This is a genomic window from Sphingomonas sp. ERG5 (genome assembly GCF_000803065.1).
Lineage (GTDB): Bacteria > Pseudomonadota > Alphaproteobacteria > Sphingomonadales > Sphingomonadaceae > Sphingomonas.
The window spans coordinates 90,900-110,474 of sequence record NZ_JSXI01000056.1 but is presented as its reverse complement, the minus strand read 5'-3'; the positions used below and the strand labels follow the sequence as shown (position 1 = coordinate 110,474).

15 protein-coding genes and 1 other RNA gene are annotated in these 19,575 nt (G+C 65.8%); 8 read left to right on the top strand and 8 right to left on the bottom strand.

The genetic code is table 11. The features are described from left to right. From OO12_RS18325 to OO12_RS18315, 3 genes are all read right to left on the bottom strand, one after another. Positions 1 to 721: TPM domain-containing protein (locus tag OO12_RS18325; protein WP_052216029.1), on the bottom strand; the 721-nt coding region annotated here is incomplete at its 3' end. Then, complete coding sequence (locus OO12_RS18320; protein ID WP_052216028.1) at positions 718 to 1,221, bottom strand: TPM domain-containing protein; 504 nt, start codon at positions 1,219 to 1,221, stop codon at positions 718 to 720. The genes OO12_RS18325 and OO12_RS18320, both read right to left, overlap by 4 nt. A gap of 5 nt (positions 1,222 to 1,226) precedes the next feature. Continuing rightward, entirely contained in the window at positions 1,227 to 1,832 is a 606-nt protein-coding gene (locus OO12_RS18315; protein ID WP_052216027.1) for a LemA family protein, read from the bottom strand. A gap of 81 nt (positions 1,833 to 1,913) precedes the next feature. Between OO12_RS18315 and mscL the strand changes: the two genes are divergently transcribed. Further along, complete coding sequence (gene mscL / locus OO12_RS18310; RefSeq protein WP_034160156.1) at positions 1,914 to 2,342, top strand: large conductance mechanosensitive channel protein MscL; 429 nt, start codon at positions 1,914 to 1,916, stop codon at positions 2,340 to 2,342. A 152-nt stretch (positions 2,343 to 2,494) separates the two neighbouring features. Here the strand turns inward: mscL and OO12_RS18305 are convergent, their stop codons facing one another. Further along, on the bottom strand, positions 2,495 to 2,926 hold the full coding sequence (locus OO12_RS18305) for an RrF2 family transcriptional regulator (RefSeq protein WP_034160182.1): 432 nt from the start codon (positions 2,924 to 2,926) through the stop codon (positions 2,495 to 2,497). Positions 2,927 to 2,974: 48 nt separating this feature from the next. Here OO12_RS18305 and ssrA point away from each other — a divergent pair. Beyond that, positions 2,975 to 3,323: a transfer-messenger RNA gene (gene ssrA / locus OO12_RS27580) on the top strand. Between the two features lie 46 nt (positions 3,324 to 3,369). On the opposite strand, the gene OO12_RS18300 is transcribed toward ssrA, so the two are convergent. Beyond that, complete coding sequence (locus tag OO12_RS18300) at positions 3,370 to 3,759, bottom strand: DUF4345 family protein (RefSeq protein WP_034160155.1); 390 nt, start codon at positions 3,757 to 3,759, stop codon at positions 3,370 to 3,372. Between the two features lie 102 nt (positions 3,760 to 3,861). Between OO12_RS18300 and OO12_RS18295 the strand changes: the two genes are divergently transcribed. Both OO12_RS18295 and OO12_RS18290 read left to right on the top strand, forming a co-directional pair. After that, positions 3,862 to 4,944 (top strand): MBL fold metallo-hydrolase, encoded by a 1,083-nt coding sequence (locus OO12_RS18295; protein ID WP_034160154.1) that lies wholly within the window; start codon positions 3,862 to 3,864, stop codon positions 4,942 to 4,944. Next, positions 4,941 to 6,755, top strand: coding sequence for an arylsulfatase (locus OO12_RS18290; protein ID WP_052216026.1), 1,815 nt, complete (start codon positions 4,941 to 4,943; stop codon positions 6,753 to 6,755). The genes OO12_RS18295 and OO12_RS18290 overlap by 4 nt, the downstream gene beginning before the upstream one ends. Here OO12_RS18290 and nagA read toward each other — a convergent pair. From nagA to OO12_RS18275, 3 genes are read right to left on the bottom strand one after another with little or no spacing between them, the layout of a single operon-like run. Next, positions 6,752 to 7,879 carry an N-acetylglucosamine-6-phosphate deacetylase gene (gene nagA / locus OO12_RS18285; RefSeq protein ID WP_034160153.1) on the bottom strand — a complete coding sequence of 376 codons (1,128 nt, stop codon included), beginning with the start codon at positions 7,877 to 7,879 and terminating at the stop codon, positions 6,752 to 6,754. The genes OO12_RS18290 and nagA overlap by 4 nt on opposite strands. After that, positions 7,879 to 8,913 (bottom strand): SIS domain-containing protein, encoded by a 1,035-nt coding sequence (locus OO12_RS18280; RefSeq protein ID WP_034160152.1) that lies wholly within the window; start codon positions 8,911 to 8,913, stop codon positions 7,879 to 7,881. The genes nagA and OO12_RS18280 overlap by 1 nt, the downstream gene beginning before the upstream one ends. Further along, complete coding sequence (locus tag OO12_RS18275) at positions 8,910 to 9,587, bottom strand: GntR family transcriptional regulator (RefSeq protein WP_082006629.1); 678 nt, start codon at positions 9,585 to 9,587, stop codon at positions 8,910 to 8,912. The genes OO12_RS18280 and OO12_RS18275 overlap by 4 nt, the downstream gene beginning before the upstream one ends. 289 nt (positions 9,588 to 9,876) lie before the next feature. Here OO12_RS18275 and OO12_RS18265 point away from each other — a divergent pair, with 289 nt between their 5' ends. From OO12_RS18265 to nagE, 4 genes are all read left to right on the top strand, one after another. Then, positions 9,877 to 12,570 (top strand): TonB-dependent receptor, encoded by a 2,694-nt coding sequence (locus OO12_RS18265; protein ID WP_034160149.1) that lies wholly within the window; start codon positions 9,877 to 9,879, stop codon positions 12,568 to 12,570. Between the two features lie 78 nt (positions 12,571 to 12,648). Beyond that, a complete protein-coding gene (locus tag OO12_RS18260) occupies positions 12,649 to 14,910 on the top strand; it encodes a family 20 glycosylhydrolase (RefSeq protein WP_034160148.1) in 2,262 nt (753 codons plus the stop codon). Next, positions 14,907 to 17,372: a phosphoenolpyruvate--protein phosphotransferase gene (gene ptsP, locus OO12_RS18255; RefSeq protein ID WP_034160147.1), complete on the top strand. Its 2,466-nt coding sequence runs from the start codon at positions 14,907 to 14,909 to the stop codon at positions 17,370 to 17,372. The genes OO12_RS18260 and ptsP overlap by 4 nt, the downstream gene beginning before the upstream one ends. Beyond that, on the top strand, positions 17,372 to 19,054 hold the full coding sequence (nagE, locus tag OO12_RS18250; protein WP_034160146.1) for an N-acetylglucosamine-specific PTS transporter subunit IIBC: 1,683 nt from the start codon (positions 17,372 to 17,374) through the stop codon (positions 19,052 to 19,054). Before ptsP ends, nagE begins: the two co-directional genes overlap by 1 nt. Positions 19,055 to 19,575: the final 521 nt, after the last annotated feature.

Genomic DNA, 19,575 nt, shown 5'->3' with positions numbered 1-19,575 from the left:
TGCTACCCCAGGAGGATCCACCGCCACCCCCGCCGCCAAGGCCCGGTCCCCAGATGATCACCGGGCTGGCGCCGTTGCGGTAGCGGCTGCCCCGGGCGCGCCCGAAGATCATTGGGAAGACGACGAAGAACAGGATGATGATCCAGAAGATCGCGATCGCGGCGCCATTGCCACTGCTGCTGCTGCTTTTCGCCGCGGGGCGCTCGCTCGCCAGTTTCTGCGCGCGCGCTTCGGCGGCTTCGAGCGGCAGCTTCATCTGCTCGCCGATCGCGTTCGCGCCCGCAACGATGCCGCCCGCCATGTCGCCCTTGCGGAACTCCGGCAGGATCGTGTCACGGATGATCATGCCCGACAGCGCATCGGTCATGATCGGCTCAAGCCCATAGCCGACCTCGATCCTGACCTTGCGCTCGGTCGGCGCGATCAACAGGATGATGCCGTTATTCGCGTCCTTCTGTCCGATTTTCCAGGCGCGGCCGAGCTTGTAGCCATAATCCTCGATCGGATAGCCCTGCAGGTCGGGTACCGTTGCGACCACGAACTGGCGCGACGAGGCCTTTTCGATGTCGACAGCCAATTGGTTCAGCTGCGCCTCCTGCTCAGGCGCCAGTATGTTCGCGGCATCGACCACCCGTCCGCTGAGCGGCGGGAAAGTCTGAGCCGAGGCGAGCGTCGCACAGCATAGCAGGAGCGATGCCACCAGATACCGAAGGATGTTCACGCGGCCTTCCTTTGTGGGATGCCAATTTCTCTGATGATACCGTCGACCCCGGCCGACACGCCGCGCGGATAATCTCCAGTGCGGAATGCCGGCAGGATCGCGGACTGAATGATCGCGCCCGCTTCTTCGTCGCGCAGCGCCGATTCGAGGCCATAGCCGACTTCGATCCGAACCTTGCGCTCGTTGGGCGCGACGATCAGCAGCACGCCGTCGTCAAAGCCCTTCCGGCCGATGCCCCAGGTCCGCCCCAGATTCACGCCGTACATCTCGATCGAATGGCCGCCGAGGCTGGCGACAGTGACGACCACCAGCTGATGCCCGGTCGCTTTCTCCAGCGTCGCCGACTTGATCTCAAGCGCCGACTTGTCGGCGGGCGACAGCAACGCCGCCGCATCGACGACGCGCCCGGTCAGTGCGGGAAACTGATAACCGGGCGGCGCGACGTTCTTCGCCGGGGCGGACTCTCCGCACCCGGCGAGCAGCAATAGCAGGGCAAGCAATCGGATCAGTTGCTGTTCCCGAAATCGACCGTCGGCGCATTTTCGGCACCCGGCGTGGTTGCCTGGAACGGCACCAGCGGCTTGGAGCCGTAGAAAATCTTCGCGCCGACCGCGTCGGGGAAAGTGCGGATGCGCGTGTTATAGTCCTGCACCGCCTTGTTGTAATCGACCACCGCGATGTTGATGCGGTTTTCGGTCCCCTCGATCTGCGACATGAAGGTCGAGAAATTGGCTTGGCTCTTCAGCTCGGGATAGGCCTCGACATTCGCGAGCAAACGACTGAGCGAGCCGTTGAGCTGGCTCTGTGCCGCCTGGAATTGCTGCACCTTGGCCGGATCGGTCAGGTCGGCGCCGGTCACCTGGATCGCCGTCGCCTTGGAGCGCGCTTCGATCACATCGGTCAGGATCGACTTTTCGGACGCGGCGGCGCCCTTCACCGTCGCCTGCAGATTCGGGATCAGATTGGCGCGGCGCTGATACGCAGCCTGGACATCAGCCCATTTCGCCTTGGCATTCTCCTCCGCCGTCGGAACGCTGTTGATCCCGCAGGCGGACAGCATCGCGGCGAGGCCGACGAGGACACCAGTGGTGATTGCGGCACGAAACTTCATGATTAATCTCTCCAGCCCTTGCGCGACCATCATACTCGACTAGCCTTGCCGGGCGGAAGCTAAATCGGATGGAGGTGCACCGTGTTCAAGGAGTTCAAGGCATTCATCGCCCGCGGCAACGTGCTCGACCTGGCCATCGCGGTCATTATCGGCGCGGCGTTCGGCAAGATCGTCACCTCGCTGACCGACGATCTGATTATGCCGGTGATCGGCAAGATCTTCGGCGGTCTCGATTTCTCCAGCTATTTCGTCATCCTCGGCAAGGTGCCCGATGCGCTGGTAGGATCGTCCGACTATGCCGGGCTGAAAAAGGCTGGCGTTTCGGTGTTCGGCTATGGCGCGTTCATCACCGCGGCGGTCAATTTCGTGATCCTTGCCTTCATCATCTTCCTGCTGATCCGCGCGGTGAACAGGCTGGTGCCCAAGCCGGACGAAACGCCCGCCGCCGAGCCGGCCGATGTCGCGCTGCTGCGTGAGATCAGGGACGAGTTGAAGAAGCGGCCGAACTGAGCGCCAGGCAATATTAGCCCGAACGAAAAACCCGATCCCGTTCGGGCTGAGCTTGTCGAAGCCCCGTTCCTTCTTGGCAAAGAGGAAGAACGGCCCGCTTCGACAAGCTCAGGGCGAACCGAGGGGATGGGTCAACCCGGCTGACGCTGCTCTTAAGCGGCCGCCAGATCCTCGGCGACGGCATCGGCCAGGCTGGTGCCGTCGAGGATTCGCGCGGTTTCGTCGCGCACGCGCGCCATGGCGATGCGGATCGCGCAGCTCGTCTCGTCCTTGCAATCCTTGCACGGGCGATAGGCAGTGCGGCTGACGCAGGGCACGAGCGCCAGCGGTCCTTCGATCACGCGGATGATTTCACCGAGCGAGATCAGATGAGTCGGGCGCGACAGGCAATATCCGCCCATCTTGCCGCGATGGCTGTGCAGGAAGCCCGCTTCGCGCAGATCGGCGAGGATCAGTTCGAGGAATTTGCGCGGCACGTTCGCCGCGACCGCGATCCGGTTCATCGGGATCGGCGGCCCTCCAGCGGGGGCTTCAGCTAGGAAAAGCATGGCGCGAAGCGCGTAACGGGAACGCTGAGTCAACATGATACTATAGTCCATGCACCCGATTTGTGGCGAGTGAAAGGCCAAGTCGGGCTTTTCATTACATTTGAACCCCCTATATTGGGGGTGTCGACGGTTCGCCTGAGACTATGGTGATAAATTGCGGCGCATAATAGACGCAACGGACCCGGGGGCAGTACCCGGCGGCTCCACCACAACCGGCCCTTCGGGACCGGTCATGACGGGGCCGAAGCAGGATCGACGTGTGTTCAAAGGCGCTGTTTTTGCCCGGGCTGAGTAACCCGTTCAAGGCTCAAAACCACAAGTGCTAACGATAACGAAGCACTCGCGATTGCCGCGTAACTCCAAGGCCTAACGGTCTAAGTTACTAAGGACGAAAGCGCGGTTGGGACCGCACCGGGCAACAGAAGCGGAAACCAGCGGTACGGGGGGCACCGGGCAACAGAAGCCCCCCACTTTCCTTCCTATCGGGCCCATTGCCGTGTGGCGAAGGCGCGCGTGCCGAGTATCAGCACGGTGATCATCACCGCCTCGACGATCATCGGCGTGAAGGTGGTCGGAACGATCCCGTCGATGATGATGGTGACGCAGCGCCCGATCAGCCCGATCGCGAACAGGATGATCGGCACCATCAGCGGCGCGGCACGCTGCTTCCAGCCGCCGTACAGTGCAAACAGCCCGCCCGCGACGAACAGCGCGGTGAAATCGGCGCGAATCGTCGACAATCCCTGAATCCCGTTCGGCGCGACGAAGAATTTCGCGCCCATATCGGCCGGCATGATCAGAAAGCCGATCCCCAGGACGAGGTTGAACAGCCCGACCAGAATCACCGCCACACGAATTGCCTGTTTCATATCGCTTCTCTCTCCCTCGACCCTGGCCGGCAATATTATGGCATTGCTCGTGCCGATTTATTGCAGCATGGTACGCGCAAGGCAGATCGGAGGCCAGCGGGGATGAGGGGGCGCACAAGGACGGCGATCGGGATCGGCTTGATCCTGCTGATCGGCGCCGGGCTGGTGACGCTATTCCAGGCGCCGATCGCCACGGCGCTGTTTGGCCGGATGGTCGAGCAGCGTGTCGGCCGCGACGTCACCGCCGGCTTGCCCGATGGGCTGCACGTCATCCTGTGCGGCACGGGGTCGCCTTTCCCGGATTCGTCCCGGGCCGGCCCCTGCACTGCAATTGTCGCGGGCAAGCGGCTCTTCGTGGTCGATGCGGGTGAAGGCGGCGCGCGCAACCTGATGCTGATGGGCGTGCCGGTCGGTCGGGTCGAGCGCCTGTTCCTGACCCATTTCCATTCCGATCATATCGACGGGCTCGGGCCGATGATGCTGCTGCGCTGGGCGGGCACCCCCTCCACCGTGCCGCTGCCGGTCGCCGGGCCGACCGGGGTCGAGGCCGTCATTGCCGGATTCAACATCGCGCATGCGGCGGACAATGGCTATCGCACCGCGCATCATGGCCCCGCGATCATGCCGCCATCGGGCGCCGGCGCCATCGCCTTTCCCTTCGCCCCGCCCCCGGCCGGCACAGGTCTGGTCATTCTCGATAAGGACGGGCTGAGAGTCACCGCGTTCCGCGTCGACCATGCCCCGGTATCTCCGGCGGTTGGCTATCGCTTCGACTACAAGGGCCGATCGGTCGTGATCAGCGGCGACACCATCTTCTCGCCATCGCTGGTCACCGCCGCACGCGGCACGGACTTGCTGGTGCATGAAGCGCTGCAACCCGTTCTGGTCAAGCGCCTGACCGCCGCGCTGGAGGCGCGCGACATCCGGAACACTGCCCAGGTCACGCGCGACATCCTCACTTATCATACCACGCCCGAACAGGCGGCCGATGCCGCGCGGCTGGCCGGCGCCAAAGCGCTGGTGTTCAACCATATCGTGCCGCCATTGCCGCTGCGCTTCGCCTATCCCGCCTTTCTCGGCGGCGCGCGGCAACATTATGGTGGCCCGATCACGATCGGAGAGGATGGCATGATGTTCACTTTGCCCGCCGGCGGCGCGTCGATGACCGAGCAACGCCTGTTGTGAGGCGCGCGGTCGCCCCGCTCGCCGCGATGATGCTGACCGCGGCGACGCCCGCGCCACGTCCCGCACCCGCCCCGCCGCAGCGTCCCAACATCGTCCTGCTGCTCGCCGACGATTGGGGCTTCAGCGATGTCGGCAGCTTCGGCAGTGAAATCCGCACCCCCAATATCGACATGCTCGCCGCAAAGGGCGTTCGCTTCACCAATTTCCATGTCGCCGGATCCTGCTCACCGACCCGCGCGATGCTGCAGACCGGGGTCAGCAATCACCGCGCCGGCCTCGGCAATATGCCCGAGACGATCCCGCCGGCCCATATCGGCAAGCCCGGCTATGATACCGTGCTCAACGACCGCGTGGTGACGATCGCGCAATTGTTGCACGACGCGAATTACCGCACCTATTTCACCGGCAAATGGCATCTCGGCCGGACGCCGGCCAAATTGCCGCATGCGCGCGGTTATGACCGCGCCTTTGCGCTGGCCGATGCGGGGGCGGACAATTTCGAGGATAAGCCGATCCACGGCCTGTACGACAAGGCCGACTGGACCGAAAACGGTGTGCCCGCCGCTTTGCCCAAGGGCTATTATTCCTCGACCTTCGTGATCGACAAGGCGATCGCCTATATCGATGGCGGCCGAGCGACGGGCAAGCCGTTCCTCGCGTCGATCAATTTCCTCGCCAACCATATCCCGGTGCAAGCACCCGACGCTTATCTCGCGCGCTATGCGCAGCGCTATGGGGACGGATGGAGCGCCACCCGCGCAGCGCGGCGCAAGCGTGGGATCGAGCTCGGCATCCTGCCCGCGGCGCCGATGGCGACGATGGCCGAGACGAGGGACTGGGACGCGCTGCCCCCAGCGGAGCGCAGCGCCCAGGCGCGTACCATGGCCGCGTATGGCGCGATGGCCGAAGCGGCCGATCATGAGATCGGACGGCTGATCGACCATCTGAAAGCGACTGGCGAGTATGACAATACCGTCTTCGTCTTCCTGTCCGACAATGGCCCCGAACCGACCAACCCGCGCAGCCGGTGGCTCAACCGGCTGGTGCTCGGCGCCTATTACGACTTCGATCCCGCCCATGCCGGGCGACGCGGCACGATGACGTATCTTGGCGCGAGCTGGGCAAGTGCGGCGGCAGCGCCGCTCAACGGCTATAAATTCACCGCTTATGAAGGCGGACTGCGCGTGCCCCTGATCATCGCCTGGCCGGGCAATCCGGCGATCAGGCCGGGCCGGATCGCCGGCGGCTTCACCTATGTCACCGATCTGCCGCCGACCTTGCTCGCGCTCGCCGGGCTTGCCCCGCAAGGATCCCGCTATCGCGGCCGGGCAGTCGAGCCGATGACGGGCACCAACCTGATGCCGGTGCTGGCGGGGCAGGCCGAGCCGGCGCGCGACCAGCCGCTCGGTTATGAATTGTCGGGCAATGCCGCACTGTTCAGGGGCGATTACAAGCTCGTCCGCAACTTGCCGCCGACCGGCGACGGCAGCTGGCAATTGTTCAACATTATGCGCGATCCGGGCGAAACCCGCGATCTCGCCCGGACCGAACCCGTCCGATTCCAGGCGATGCAGGCCGATTACCGGGCCTTTGCCGCCCGCGATCAGGTCTTGCCGATGCCCGCCGGCTATACCGCCGACAAGCAGATCAACGACAATGCCTTCCACAACACGGCGCTGCCGAAACTGAAGCGCGCCGCGCCGATGATCATCCTGTTGCTGGCCGCCATCGGCGGCGGGCTTTTCTGGGGGATTCGATCCTGGCGGCGCCATCGCCGTGACGATCGGTCCGCGCGGCGAAAACGACCCTAGCGGCCGCCGATCCAGGTTGCGAGGGGCTGACCATCCTCGCCGAGCGCAACCAGATCGGCGCGCCAGCCGGCGGCGATTCGCCCATGGCTTGCCGCAAGCCCCAGGAAGTCCGCGGGATTGCGGCTGGCCATGACCAGCGCCTCGGCCATGGTCGTGCCGATCATGTCGCGCGTGTTGCGCACCGCCTGCGCCATATCCAGGTCCGATCCGGCGAGCGTGCCGTCATCATTGACGCACACCCCATCGATCACCTCGACGCGGTGACCCTGCAGGATGAAGCTCTTGTCGATCTGGCCGACGCTCGGCATCGCGTCGGTCACCAGCATGATGCGATCCTGCTTGGCGCGAAGCGCAACGCGCATCGTCGTCGGATGCACATGACGCCCATCGACGATCAGCCCGCACCACGACCCGGCATCGTCAAGTGCCGCGCCGACCGCGCCGGGCTCGCGCGAGGTCAGCGGCGACATGGCGTTGAACAAATGCGTGAAGCCGGTCAGCCCATGGTCGAGCGCGGCGCGGATTTGATCATAGCTGCCATCGGTATGCCCCGCAGCGACGATCACCCCCGCCGCGACGAGCCGCGCTACCATCGCCGGCGTGGTCCGTTCGGGCGCCAGCGTGACCAGGGTGCGCCCGCGTGTCAGTCCGGTGACGGTGGAAAAGCCCGCTTCATCCAGGACGATGATCTTGTCGGGATCATGGATGCCCTTGCGATCGACATTGAGGAACGGCCCCTCAATATGGATACCGAGCACGCCGGGCACGCCGGCTTCGATCGCCGCGTCGACCGCGCGCACGCCTTCGCGCACGGTGGCAAGATCGTCGCTGATCAGAGTCGGCAGGAAACCAGTCGTGCCATAGCGCCGGTGCGCCGCGCCGATCGTCGCGATCGTCGCGACCGTCGGCGCATCGTTGAACAGCACGCCGCCACCGCCATTGACTTGCGTATCGATAAAACCGGGTGCGAGGATTGCCCCCTCCAGGTCGCGGCGCTCGGCCGAAGCCGGTATCTCGGCCTCCGGGAGGATGGCGGCGATATGCTCGCCCTCGACGATCACGGCCAGGCCGGCGATCAATATGTCGTCGATCAGGGTACGGCAGTTGAAGAAGGCAATCGGCATCAGATGGTTTCGGTCACTTTGCGGAGGTTGGGCGGACGATCCGGATCATGGCCGCGCCGCACGGAGAGCGCGTTGACCGCGCGGTAGAAGGACTGGATCTGCAGCATTGGCTGGATCGCCGACGCCGCCGCGACCGAGGGCAGAGTCACTGCACCAGCAATCTCCATCCCGGCGCAGAACACCGCGCCGCCGCGCGACACAGCTTCGGCAACCAGCGCATCGACGCCTTCGCCGGTCTCGTCATCCTGGCGGAACACGAGTAGCGGAAAATCGGGACCGACCAGCGCCATCGGCCCATGCCGCACTTCGGCCGCGCTGAACGCTTCGGCATGCAGGCCGCAGGTCTCCTTGAATTTCAGCGCCGCTTCCTGCGCGATGCCGAGCCCGAGTCCGCGCCCAATCACATATAGCCCGCGCGATTCGGTCAGCCCGTCGACCAGCGGCGTCCAGTCCGCTTGCCAGGCCTGTGCGAGCAACGCCGGCGCTGTGTCGAGCGCCGCCGACAATTCGGCATCCCCGCTCCAGGTCGCGACAAGATCGATGATCGCGGCGAGCGACGCGATATAGCTTTTGGTCGCCGCCACGCTGCGTTCGGGGCCAGCCTGGAGCGGCAAGGGCGCATCGGCCAGTTCGGCGAGCGGCGAGGTAGCGTCGTTGACCATCGCCGCCAGATACGCGCCGCCCGCGCGTCCGGCTTCGACCACGCTGAGCAGGTCCGGGCTGCGCCCCGATTGCGAAATGGCGAGCAGCAGCGTGTCGTCGAGCTGCTGCGGCGCATGATAGACCGAGCTGATCGACGGCGCGGCCGATGTCACCGGCACACCGACCACCGTCTCGATGAGATATTTGGCGAAGGTCGCCGCATGATCGGAACTGCCGCGGGCGCACGTCGCGACCGCACGCGGCGGTACGGTCCGCAACCGCGTCGCCAGCTGAGCGATCGCCGCCGCATTCGCGCCGCGCTGCCGCGCGACCACGAGAGTCGCCTCGGCGGCTTCGGCGAACATCAATGTCGATTCAGGGACGATACTCATGCCAGTGCATTCAACTCCGCAACGAAATCATAAGCGTCGCCGCGATACCAGCTATGCGTCGTCTCGATCGCGCGCCCATCTTCCAGGAAACTGCGCCGTTCGATGAATAGCCCCGGCGCACCGGCCTGGATGTCGAGCAATTTCGCCTGTTCGGCATTGAACAGCACGGCGCGCAAGCGCTGCAAGGCGCGCACCGGCCGATGCCCGGCGGCCTCGAGCGCGGCGTAGAGCGATACCCCGACGGCCTCCAGCCCGGGCAGACCGAAGCCCGGTATGGTCGAATATTCCAGCGCCATCGGCTGTTCGTCAGCGTAGCGGATGCGGTGGAAGCGGAACACGCGCGATCCGGGGCTGAGCCCCAGCGTCAGCGACTCGTCCGAATTCACCGCACCTTCGGTCTGCGTGATCCATTCGCTGCGTGACGTGCGGCCACGCGCCGCCATGTCCTCGGAAAAGGAGGTGAGCTTGGAGAATTGCTTCTCGACCCGCCCGCCGACGAACGTGCCGGCACCCTGGCGGCGAGTCAGCAAACCGTCGGCGACCAGCCCGTCGATCGCCTTGCGCACGGTGATTCGCGAAATGCCGAATTCGGTCGCGATATCGCGCTCCGGCGGCAATGCTTCCTGTGGCTTGAGCGACCCGACTTCGATGCCGCGGCGCAATGCATCCTGCATCTGCTGGTAAAGCGGTGCCCGAACATTGTCGCCCAGCACGCCGATTTTGTCGGCCAGATTGGTCACTTAGGCATCCCCGCTCCCCCGGGCCGGACTGACCCGGCGCTATCCTTATAAGACCAATTAAATACCAGTTTCCACAATAAAGTGACCATTTTGGACATCAAACCGAAAAAAAGATGCTTGACGCTGTCATTGGTATGAAACATGTTCTGCCAATTGGTCTGGCATTGGTCATCAATTGGCATTGCGAGATCCAATCAGGGTTAAGGGCATGGGGAGATCGGCAATGACCGTTATACGACTTCTGGCAGCATCGGTGAGCACGTTCGCTCTGGCCGCCACCGCGCAGGCGCAGAGCGCCGACGCTCCAACCAACAACACGACGCAGACCGCACCGGCCGACTCCGGCGAAGGTGACATCATCGTCACCGGCATTCGCGAGTCGATCCAGGCCTCGATCACCGCCAAGCGCCAGTCGAGCGTCATTTCGGACGTTCTCACCGCGGAAGACATCGGTAAGTTTCCCGACAAGAACGTCGCCGAAGCGCTGCAGCGCATTCCCGGCGTCGTGGTCAATCGCGTGTTCGGCGAAGGCGAGCGCGTCTCGCTGCGCGGCACCGCGCCCAATCTCACCAAGACATTGGTCAATGGCCATTCGATTGCGACCGCCGACTGGTTCATTCTCGATCAGGTCGCGTCGACCCGCAGCTTCAACTATCTGACGCTGCCGGCGGAGATCGTCGGCCAGCTCGAAGTCTATAAGAGCCCACAGGCGGATGTGGAAGAAGGCGGTGTCGGCGGAACGATCAACGTCCATACGCGCAACCCGCTCGACCTCAAGGCACTGACCGTGTCGGCATCCGTGCAGGGCGTCTATTCCGACCTGTCGGGCAAACTCGACCCGCAAGTGTCGGGACTGTTCAGCTGGAAGAACGCCGATGAGACGTTCGGCATCCTGATCGGCGGCATCTATCAGAAGCGCCAGACGCGCCGCGATGGCATCGAAGTCTTCGGCTATGCTCCCTTCGCGGCCGGCGGCGGACAGACCGCGCTGTTCCCGACACTGATCGGCTCGGCGCTGTTCAAGCAGGATCGCGAGCGTTACGGCGGCAATATCGGCATCCAGTTCCGCCCATCGGACGCGCTGGAGATCAATGTCACCGGCCTGTATTCGCGCTTCAACGCGAACAATCTCAACCTGAACTATCTTGCCTGGCCCGAGCGCGCGCTCGGCAGCGGCGGGACGGTCACCAACCCGACGATCGTCAATGGCGTCGCGGTGGCCGGCACCGTCACGTCGAGCAACAATGCCGCCAGCGGCGCCCGCGCCGTGGTTTATGACGCGATCGACCGCCAGGCCTATGCCGAAACCTATTCGGCCGATCTCGACGTCAACTACAAGCCGACCGACGACCTGACCGTCCATTTCAAGGCCGGCTGGACCAAGGCGACCGGCGCCACGTCGAACGAGAATTTCCTCGAAACGGCCGGCACCGGCTCGTTCAGCTATGACCTGCGCGGCAAGGCGCCGCAGGTGAAGTTCACGTCGCCCAACCCGACATCGCCGGCGAACATGCTGATCGATTTCTCGCGCATCCAGTCGGTCACCAACAAGGATGAAGAGAAATACGCTTATCTCGATCTCGATCAGAAGGTCGATTGGGGTCCGATGAATGCGCTCAAGTTCGGCGTCAAATATACCAACCATGACCGTACCGCGCTGCGGCTTGCAACCAATGGCGGCGTGCTCACGCCCGGTTTGATCTGCAGTGGCGCGCCGTGCACCGCCGCCAGTTTCGCGAGCGGCCAGAACACGCCGGACGATTTCCTCAACGGCCTTGATACGACCGGCACGTTGAACAGTTACTGGACCGTCGATCCGACCAAGCTCGGCCAGATCTATGGATCGCAGGCCGCTGCACTGACCGCGAAGTTCGTGGTTCCCGGCAACACCTATGCGATCAACGAAAAGACCTATGGCGGATACGGTCTGGCGAAATTCGGCGGCGAAGGCTGGCGCGCCAATATCGGCCTCCGCGTCGTCAGGACCGACCAGACCTCGACCGGCAGCCTGATCGGCGGCGCCAATCCGCAGTTCACCAATCCCTTTGGCGGCTATACGCCGATCACGTCGAAACGCACCTATACCGACGTGCTGCCAAGCGCGAACCTGTCGGTCGACCTGTCGCCCAAGATCGTGCTGCGTTTCGCCGCAGGCAAGACGGTCACGCGGCCCGATTTCGTCGACATCACGCCGGGCGTCGATCTCAACGGCACCTTGCTGACCGGGGCCGGCGGCGATCCCAACCTGAAGCCGTACCGCGCCAATCAATATGACGTGTCGCTCGAATGGTATCCCGACGCCGAGACGATCGTCGCGCTGGCGGTATTCTACAAGGATATCCAGTCGTACATCGTCAACCGGTCATCGACCGAAATCCTGCCGGGCCAGTTCGTGCCCGGCACCCAGCCGGCATCGTGCGTCCCGGCGGGCGGCGGCAACCCGAACCTGTTCAACTGCCCCTTCTCGATCAACCGCCGCTCGAATGGCGAAGGCGGCCGCAACCAGGGCTTTGAATTCCAGATCTCGCGGCCGATCTGGGGCGGGTTCGGCGCGATCGCCAACTATACCTACTCCGATGCGAAGGCGAGCAACGGCGACCCGATCCCCGGCAACAGCAAGCACTCGTTCAACCTGACCGGCTATTACGAGAACGAGCTGGTCACTGCCCGGCTCTCGTACAATTATCGCTCCGCCTTCTTCATCGACATCGATCGTTCGGCGCCGCTCAACCAGGCGGCCCTGTCCTCGCTCGATGCATCGCTCGGCATCAACGTGACCAAGAATATCACGCTGACCGCGGATGCGGTGAACCTGACCAACAAGAGAATCGTGCAATATTCCGGAACGCCTGACCGGGTGCGCGCAATTTACGACAATGGACGTCAGTTCTACTTTGGCGCACGCTTCAAGTTCTGATCTGATCGGGCGGACCGGCACGGTGCCGGTCCGCCGTCCTTGTCTTTTGACGCATATCGAGGGCCGCCCGTGCCGCGCATGACCCAGCTCCTCCCGACTCTCCCGGCGATTGTCGGGAGTTTTTTATGGGCCGCGCCGGCCCCCGCCCAGACCACCGCTCGACCCGTAGCATTGCTGCCCGCGCCGCAATCCCTGACCGCCGCCGAGGGCGGGTTTACGCTGACCGCCGCCAGCGGCATCGCCATTCCCGCAAGCGACGCCGGCGCGCGTAACGCAGCCGACCGGCTGGCCGACCTGCTGTCGCGCTCCGGCGGCCCGAAACTCACCGTCAGGGCCGGCGGCACGATCCGCTTCGAGCGCGTGCCCGGCATCGCGGCGGAAGGGTATCGCCTCACCACCACGTCCAGCGGCGCGACGATCAGCGCAAGCGACGATGCCGGCCTGCTCTACGGCGCGGTGACGCTGTGGCAGCTCGCCCGCCCCGCCCGATCCGGCAGCGTCATTCCCGCCGTCACGATTGTCGACGCGCCGCGCTTCCGCTGGCGCGGGCTGATGCTCGACAGCGCGCGGCATTTCCAGTCGCCCGACTTCGTCAAGCGCCTGATCGACGCGATGGCGGCAAACAAGCTCAACACTCTGCACTGGCATCTGGTCGACGATCAGGGCTGGCGGATCGAGATCAGGAAATATCCGAAGCTGACCGATGTCAGCGCGTGGCGGCTGCCGGCGACGGCGCCAGGCGCGCCGCCATTGCCGCGCACCGGCGGCTTCTACACGCAAGGACAGATTCGCGAGATCGTCGCTTATGCCAGCAAGCGCGGCATCACCATCGTGCCCGAGATCGAAATGCCCGGCCATGCGCTGAGTGCGATCCGTGCCTATCCCCAGCTCGGCATGGGCGTGCCCCTGCCCAAGGGCGTCGAGAGCGACTGGGGTGTGTTCCCCTGGCTCTACAATACCGACGAGACGACCTTCGCTTTCCTGCAGGACGTGCTCGACGAAGTCATACCGCTGTTCCCGTCGCGCTACATCCATGTCGGCGGCGACGAAGCGGTGAAGGATCAATGGAAGGCCTCGCCCAAAATCCAGGCGCAGATGACATCGCTCGGCATCACCAGCGAAGACAAATTGCAGAGCTGGTTCGTCCAGCGCATCGGCCGCTATCTCGCCGCGCATGACCGCCGCCTGATCGGCTGGGACGAAATCCTCGACGGCGGGATCACGCCGGATGCGACGGTGATGTCATGGCGCGGCATCGACGGTGCGGTCGCCGCCGCCAAGGCCGGGCATGACGCGATCCTGTCGCCCGCGCCGATCCTCTACCTCAACCATCGCCAGGGCGTGACCGCCGCCGAGGGCACCGGGCGCGGCGAGCTGATCACGCTCGCCCAGGTCTATGACTTCGATCCCGCGCCCGCCTCGATCCCGGCGGAGCAGCAGCGCCATATCCTCGGCCTGCAGGGCAATTTGTGGACCGAGCATGTCCGCACCGAAGCCGGCGCCGCCGAAGCGATGTTTCCACGCGCCGCCGCGATTGCCGAGCTTGGCTGGTCGCCGGCCGGTCGCCGCGACTTCGGCGATTTCGTGCGCCGCCTCGCGCCGCAAATGACGCGCCTGTCGACGCTCGGCATCGACGCGAGCCCGGCCATATTCCGCCCGGTCGCGACGCTCTCTCCCGAGGGGAATCAAGGCCGTATCACGCTCTCCGGCCAGCCCGGGCTGCCGTTGCGCTACACCATCGACGGCACGCCGCCCGGCCCGGGTGCGGCGATCTATTCGGCGCCGCTCACCGTGCCGGTCCCGACGCGCCTGCGCGTCGCGAGCATGCTCGACGGCGTCGCGCTGCCCGGTGCAATCGATCTGAACGTCACCGCCGCCGCGCTGCGTCACCGTGACGATACCCAGCTCAAGCTGTGCACCCAGGGCATCGCACTGCGCCTGATCGACGACGCCCCGGCCAAGGGTCCGCGCGCGGCGTTCCTGACCGACATCGCCAATCCGTGCTGGATCTATCAGGCCGCGCCGATGGACGGGGTGCGATCGATCGCGATCGATGTCGGGCAGATCCCGTTCAATTTCCAGATCGGCCATGACGTGGACAAGATCCGTTTCCGGGCCCCCGCCACGCCCGCCGGCGAAGTAGAGGTGCGCGATGGCTGTAATGGCCCGCATATCGCCACGCTGCCGCTTGGCCCCGCAGCGCGCAATCCCGCGGTGACGCGCCTGACCGCGGCGCTCAAGCCGATGACCGGCGCGCATGACCTGTGCATCACCTACACCGCAAAGGGCGTGAACCCGCTTTGGGCGATCAGCGCGGTGCAGCTGGTGACCAAACCATGATCGTCCAGCTCCACGCCCCGATGACCGGCTGGGCGCTGCCGCTCGAGCAAGTGCCCGATCCGGTCTTTGCCGACCGCATGATGGGCGACGGCTTCGCGATCGATCCGCTCGACGGCGTGGTTCGCGCGCCGTGCGACGCGACCGTGATCGCGGTCGCCCCGACGCGGCATTCGGTCAGCCTGCGCCTCGCCAATGGCGCCGAGCTGCTGATCCATGTCGGGCTGGAAACCGTCGCGCTGGCGGGCAATGGCTTCACCGCCCAGGTCCGCGATGGCGAGACGGTGACGCTTGGCCAGCCGCTGTTGCTGGTCGATCTCGATCCCGTCGCGCTGCAGGCGAAAAGCCTGATCACCCCGGTGACGGTAACCAGCGACGGCTATGCGGTGACCGTGCTGGCGAGCGAAGCGCGCGTGACCGCCGGTGATCCCATCGCCGACGTGTCGCCGGTCGCGAACGATGTCGCCGCCGCCGATCTTGGCGAAGACACGGCGCATTGCACGATCCGCGTGCCGCTCGCCAATGGCATCCATGCCCGCCCCGCCGCGCGCATCGTCGCCGCGCTGAAGCCCTTCACCGCGGAAGTGACCATTGTCGCGCACAACCGCCCGGCCAATGCGCGCAGCATCGTCGCCCTGCTGTCGGCGGGCATCCGCCATGACGACGAAATCGCCATCGGCGCGCGCGGCCCCGATGCCCGCGCCGCGATCGCCACGATCGCACAGCTGATCGAACAGGGCATGGACGAGGAAGCGCATGCCCCCGCCGCTCCAGCCGCCGCACCGACCCCCGCCGTCTCCGGCGACGGCCTGCTCCACGGCATTCGCGCCGCACCCGGCTTCGCCCTTGGCCGGGTCTTCCAGTTCCGCCCCGGCGATGTCGCCGTGCCCGAACATGGTCATGGCGTCGCCAGCGAAAACGCCGCGCTCGACACGGCGCGCGCGAGGCTGATCGCCGCCGCTGACGGCGCATCGGGCGCCGGCGCCGACATTGCCGCCGCGCACCGCGCGCTGGTCGACGATCCCGAATTGCTCGGTGCGGCGCAGGCACAGATCGCGCAGGGCAAGAGCGCCGCTTTTGCCTGGCGCAGCGCCATCCGCGGCCATGCCGAAGCGATCCGGGCGACCGGCGACCGGTTGCTGATCGAGCGCATCGCTGACCTGAAGGATATCGAGCGCCAGGTCATCGCCCTGCTCACCGGCAGTGACGCGACCCTGCCGGTACCGCCCCGGGGCGCGATCGTCATTGCCGACGAATTGCTGCCGTCGCACTTCGCCATACTCGCATCGGCCGGCATCGCCGGGATCGGCACCGCGTTTGGCGGACCGACCGCGCATGCCTCGATCCTTGCCGCCTCGGCCGGGATCCCGATGCTGGTCGCGGGCGGGACGGCATTGCTCGCGCTGAACGATGGCAGCGAGATCATTCTCGACGCCGATCGCGGCACGATCGACCCCGCCCCGGATCGGGCCGCGATCGACGCGGGCAATGTGCGGCTGTCGGAACGCGCCCAGCGCGTCGCCGCCGAAGCCGCCGCCGCGCTCGCCCCCTGCGTGATGGCCGATGGCACGCGCATCGAAATCTTCGCCAACCTCGCCAACGCCGCCGAAGCGGCGCACGCGGTCACGCTTGGCGCCGAAGGCTGTGGGCTGCTGCGCACCGAATTCCTCTTTCTCGACCGCGATGCGGCACCCGTTGAAGCCGAGCAGCGCGCCGCTTATGCCGCGATCGCCGCCGGACTCGACGGACGCCCGCTGATCGTGCGCACGCTCGACATTGGCGGCGACAAGCCGGTCGCGTATCTGCCCTTCCCGCATGAGGAGAATCCCGCGCTGGGCAATCGCGGCATCCGCTTCTCGCTCGACCGTCCCGACCTGCTCGCGCAGCAATTCCGCGCCATCCTGGCCGGTGTGCCGGCGGCGCAATGCCGCATCATGCTGCCGATGATCATCGATGGCGGTGAACTGGCCACGGCGCGCGCGATCCTCGACGAGGCACGCGCCGCGCTCGGCATCGCCACGCCGGTGCCGCTTGGCGTGATGGTCGAGACGCCCGCCGCCGCGATGCTGGCCGCGAGCCTGGCGCGCGACGCCGATTTCCTGTCGATCGGCAGCAACGACCTGACGCAATATGCGCTGGCCGCCGATCGCGGCAATCCGGCGGTCGCGGCGAAGGTCGACGCCTTCCACCCGGCCGTGCTTCATCTGATCGCGCGCGCGGCGGAAGGCGCGCGGACGCATGGCCGCTGGATCGGCGTATGCGGCGGCATCGCCTCCGATCCGCTCGCCGCCCCGATCCTGATCGGCCTTGGCGTGACCGAATTATCGGCGACCCCCGCCGCGATCCCCGCGCTCAAGGCAGTGGTGCGACACCTCACCATGGCCGATTGCCGGGCGCTGGCCGAACGCGCACTGGCCGCATCGACCGCCGCCGACGTCCATGCGCTGCTGGAAGGAGCTGCCTGATGCGCCTCGGTCTCGACCGTCTCCAGCCGCTTGGCCGCGCGCTGATGTTGCCGATCGCCGTCTTGCCGGTGGCGGGGCTGCTGCTTCGCCTCGGCCAGCCCGACATGTTGAACATCGCCTTCATCGCCGCGGCGGGCGAGGCGATCTTCTCCAATCTCGGCCTGCTCTTCGCGATCGGCGTCGCGGTCGGGCTGGCGCGCGAGAATAATGGCGCGGCGGGGCTGGCCGGCGCGATCGCCTTCCTCGTCACGGTCGAGGGCGGCAAGGTGCTGCTCACCGTACCGCCCGAAGTGACGGCGGCGTTCGCCGAACAGGCGGCACGCGATCTCGCCACCGCGGCGTGGAAGACCAAGGAACTGGCCAAGCTCAGCGTCCCCGCCGGCATCCTCTCCGGGCTGGTCTCGGGCTGGCTGTACAATCGCTATTCCGGGATCAAGCTGCCCGACTATCTCGCCTTTTTCGGCGGCCGCCGCTTCGTGCCGATCGCCGCCGGTTTCGCCGGGCTGATCGGCGCGGCGATCTTCGGGCTGGGCTTTCCCATCCTCGAAGGCGCGATCGACGCGCTCAGCCGCTGGGTGGTGAGCGCGGGGCCGATCGGGCTGTTCGTCTATGGCACGCTCAACCGGCTGCTGATCGTCACCGGGCTGCACCATATCCTCAACAATATCGCCTGGTTCATCATCGGCGATTATCACGGCGCGACCGGCGACCTGAAACGCTTCTTCGCCGGCGATCCGAGCGCGGGCGCGTTCATGAGCGGCCATTTCCCGGTGATGATGTTCGGCCTGCCCGCCGCGTGCCTCGCCATGTACCGCTCGGCACTGCCCGAACGGCGCAAGGCGGTCGGCGGCATGCTGCTCAGCCTCGCGCTGACCTCGCTGCTGACCGGGGTGACCGAGCCGATCGAGTTCACCTTCATGTTCCTCGCGCCATTGCTCTACGTCCTGCACGCGGTGCTGACCGGGGTGGCGATGGTCGTGATGGACGCGCTTGGCGTGCGGCTCGGCTTCGGCTTTTCCGCCGGGCTGTTCGACTATGTCCTCAACTATGGGCTCGCGACCCGGCCGCTGATGCTGTTCCCGGTCGGCGCGGTGTATTTCGCGATCTATTATTTCACCTTCCGCTTTTGCATCCGGCGTTTCGACCTGAAGACGCCGGGCCGCGACGCCGAGCTTGTCGCCGATTCCGGCGCCGCGCCGTTATCGTCGGACGACCAGGCGGCGGGAATCGTTCGCGCACTTGGCGGATCGGCCAATCTGGCGTCGATCGACGCCTGCACCACGCGACTGCGGCTGAAACTGGTCGATCCGGCGCTGGTCGACGAGGCCGCGCTCAAGGCGCTGGGTGCACGCGGTGTGGTGCGGCCCGGCGGCACCGCGCTGCAAGTCGTGCTTGGCCCGATCGCCGACCGCGTCGCCGGAGAAATGCGCGCGCTGGCGCATGGGGCGCAGCCGGCCACTGAAGTGCCGGCAGTCGCGCCACCGGTTGCCGAACCGAACGACGCATGGATCGCGGCGCTGGGCGGCGCGGCGAATGTGCTGGAATTGTCGATCAACGCCGGCCGCGTTCGCGCCCGCGTCGCCGATCCGGCCGCGATCCTGAAGCCGGCGATCGACCGCGCCGCGCCGCGCGGCTGGCGCGAGATCGCGCCGGGCCTGATCCATGCGCTGAGCGATCGATAGCGATCGGCAGCACCCTGTTTCGCTGGACCAGCGACGGGAATGTGATGTTCGTCATGTCAAAGAGCGGGCGTCGGCGATGCGACCTTGTCCGCCCGGCACTAAAGGTCCGGCAGGCAGCATTGAATCGGCGGCCCGGTCGGTGTCCCGCAGCGAATTCGGCGCACGGTTTCCAGCGCGCGAAACTCCCGCAGCTGCGGGAGTTTCTGCGGGAGTTTCTGGGGGAAAATGCTTTTTGAGGGTTCTGCGGGAGTCTGCGGGAGTCTGCGGGAAAAGCTGCGGGAGTTTTGATGGATCCGCACGGGAGTTTTTCGGGGCGCTTGCGGGAGTGACGGGAAAAAGCGGGCGTGAGGGTCATGATCGGCTCGGTTTCGGGTCTGGTTGATTCAACGGGTCCGTCGAATGGGCTTTACCGGGCACGCAATGGTGCCGAGAGCAGAGATGACCCCACCCGAGCATGATGTGAATCAGACCGACATGCCGCCGGGTGGCAGAAACGGGTTCGCGGCGGCCGGCGGGGTTGG

Coding starts and splice junctions, on each gene's coding strand:
- nagA (WP_034160153.1), bottom strand. CDS start 7,879: ATGCCGATTGCCTTCTTCAACTGCCGTACCCTGATCGACGACATATTG.
- OO12_RS18275 (WP_082006629.1), bottom strand. CDS start 9,587: ATGCAGGATGCATTGCGCCGCGGCATCGAAGTCGGGTCGCTCAAGCCA.
- OO12_RS18295 (WP_034160154.1), top strand. CDS start 3,862: ATGAGGGGGCGCACAAGGACGGCGATCGGGATCGGCTTGATCCTGCTG.
- OO12_RS18300 (WP_034160155.1), bottom strand. CDS start 3,759: ATGAAACAGGCAATTCGTGTGGCGGTGATTCTGGTCGGGCTGTTCAAC.
- OO12_RS18280 (WP_034160152.1), bottom strand. CDS start 8,913: ATGAGTATCGTCCCTGAATCGACATTGATGTTCGCCGAAGCCGCCGAG.
- OO12_RS18265 (WP_034160149.1), top strand. CDS start 9,877: ATGACCGTTATACGACTTCTGGCAGCATCGGTGAGCACGTTCGCTCTG.
- nagE (WP_034160146.1), top strand. CDS start 17,372: ATGCGCCTCGGTCTCGACCGTCTCCAGCCGCTTGGCCGCGCGCTGATG.
- OO12_RS18315 (WP_052216027.1), bottom strand. CDS start 1,832: ATGAAGTTTCGTGCCGCAATCACCACTGGTGTCCTCGTCGGCCTCGCC.
- OO12_RS18260 (WP_034160148.1), top strand. CDS start 12,649: ATGACCCAGCTCCTCCCGACTCTCCCGGCGATTGTCGGGAGTTTTTTA.
- OO12_RS18305 (WP_034160182.1), bottom strand. CDS start 2,926: ATGTTGACTCAGCGTTCCCGTTACGCGCTTCGCGCCATGCTTTTCCTA.
- ptsP (WP_034160147.1), top strand. CDS start 14,907: ATGATCGTCCAGCTCCACGCCCCGATGACCGGCTGGGCGCTGCCGCTC.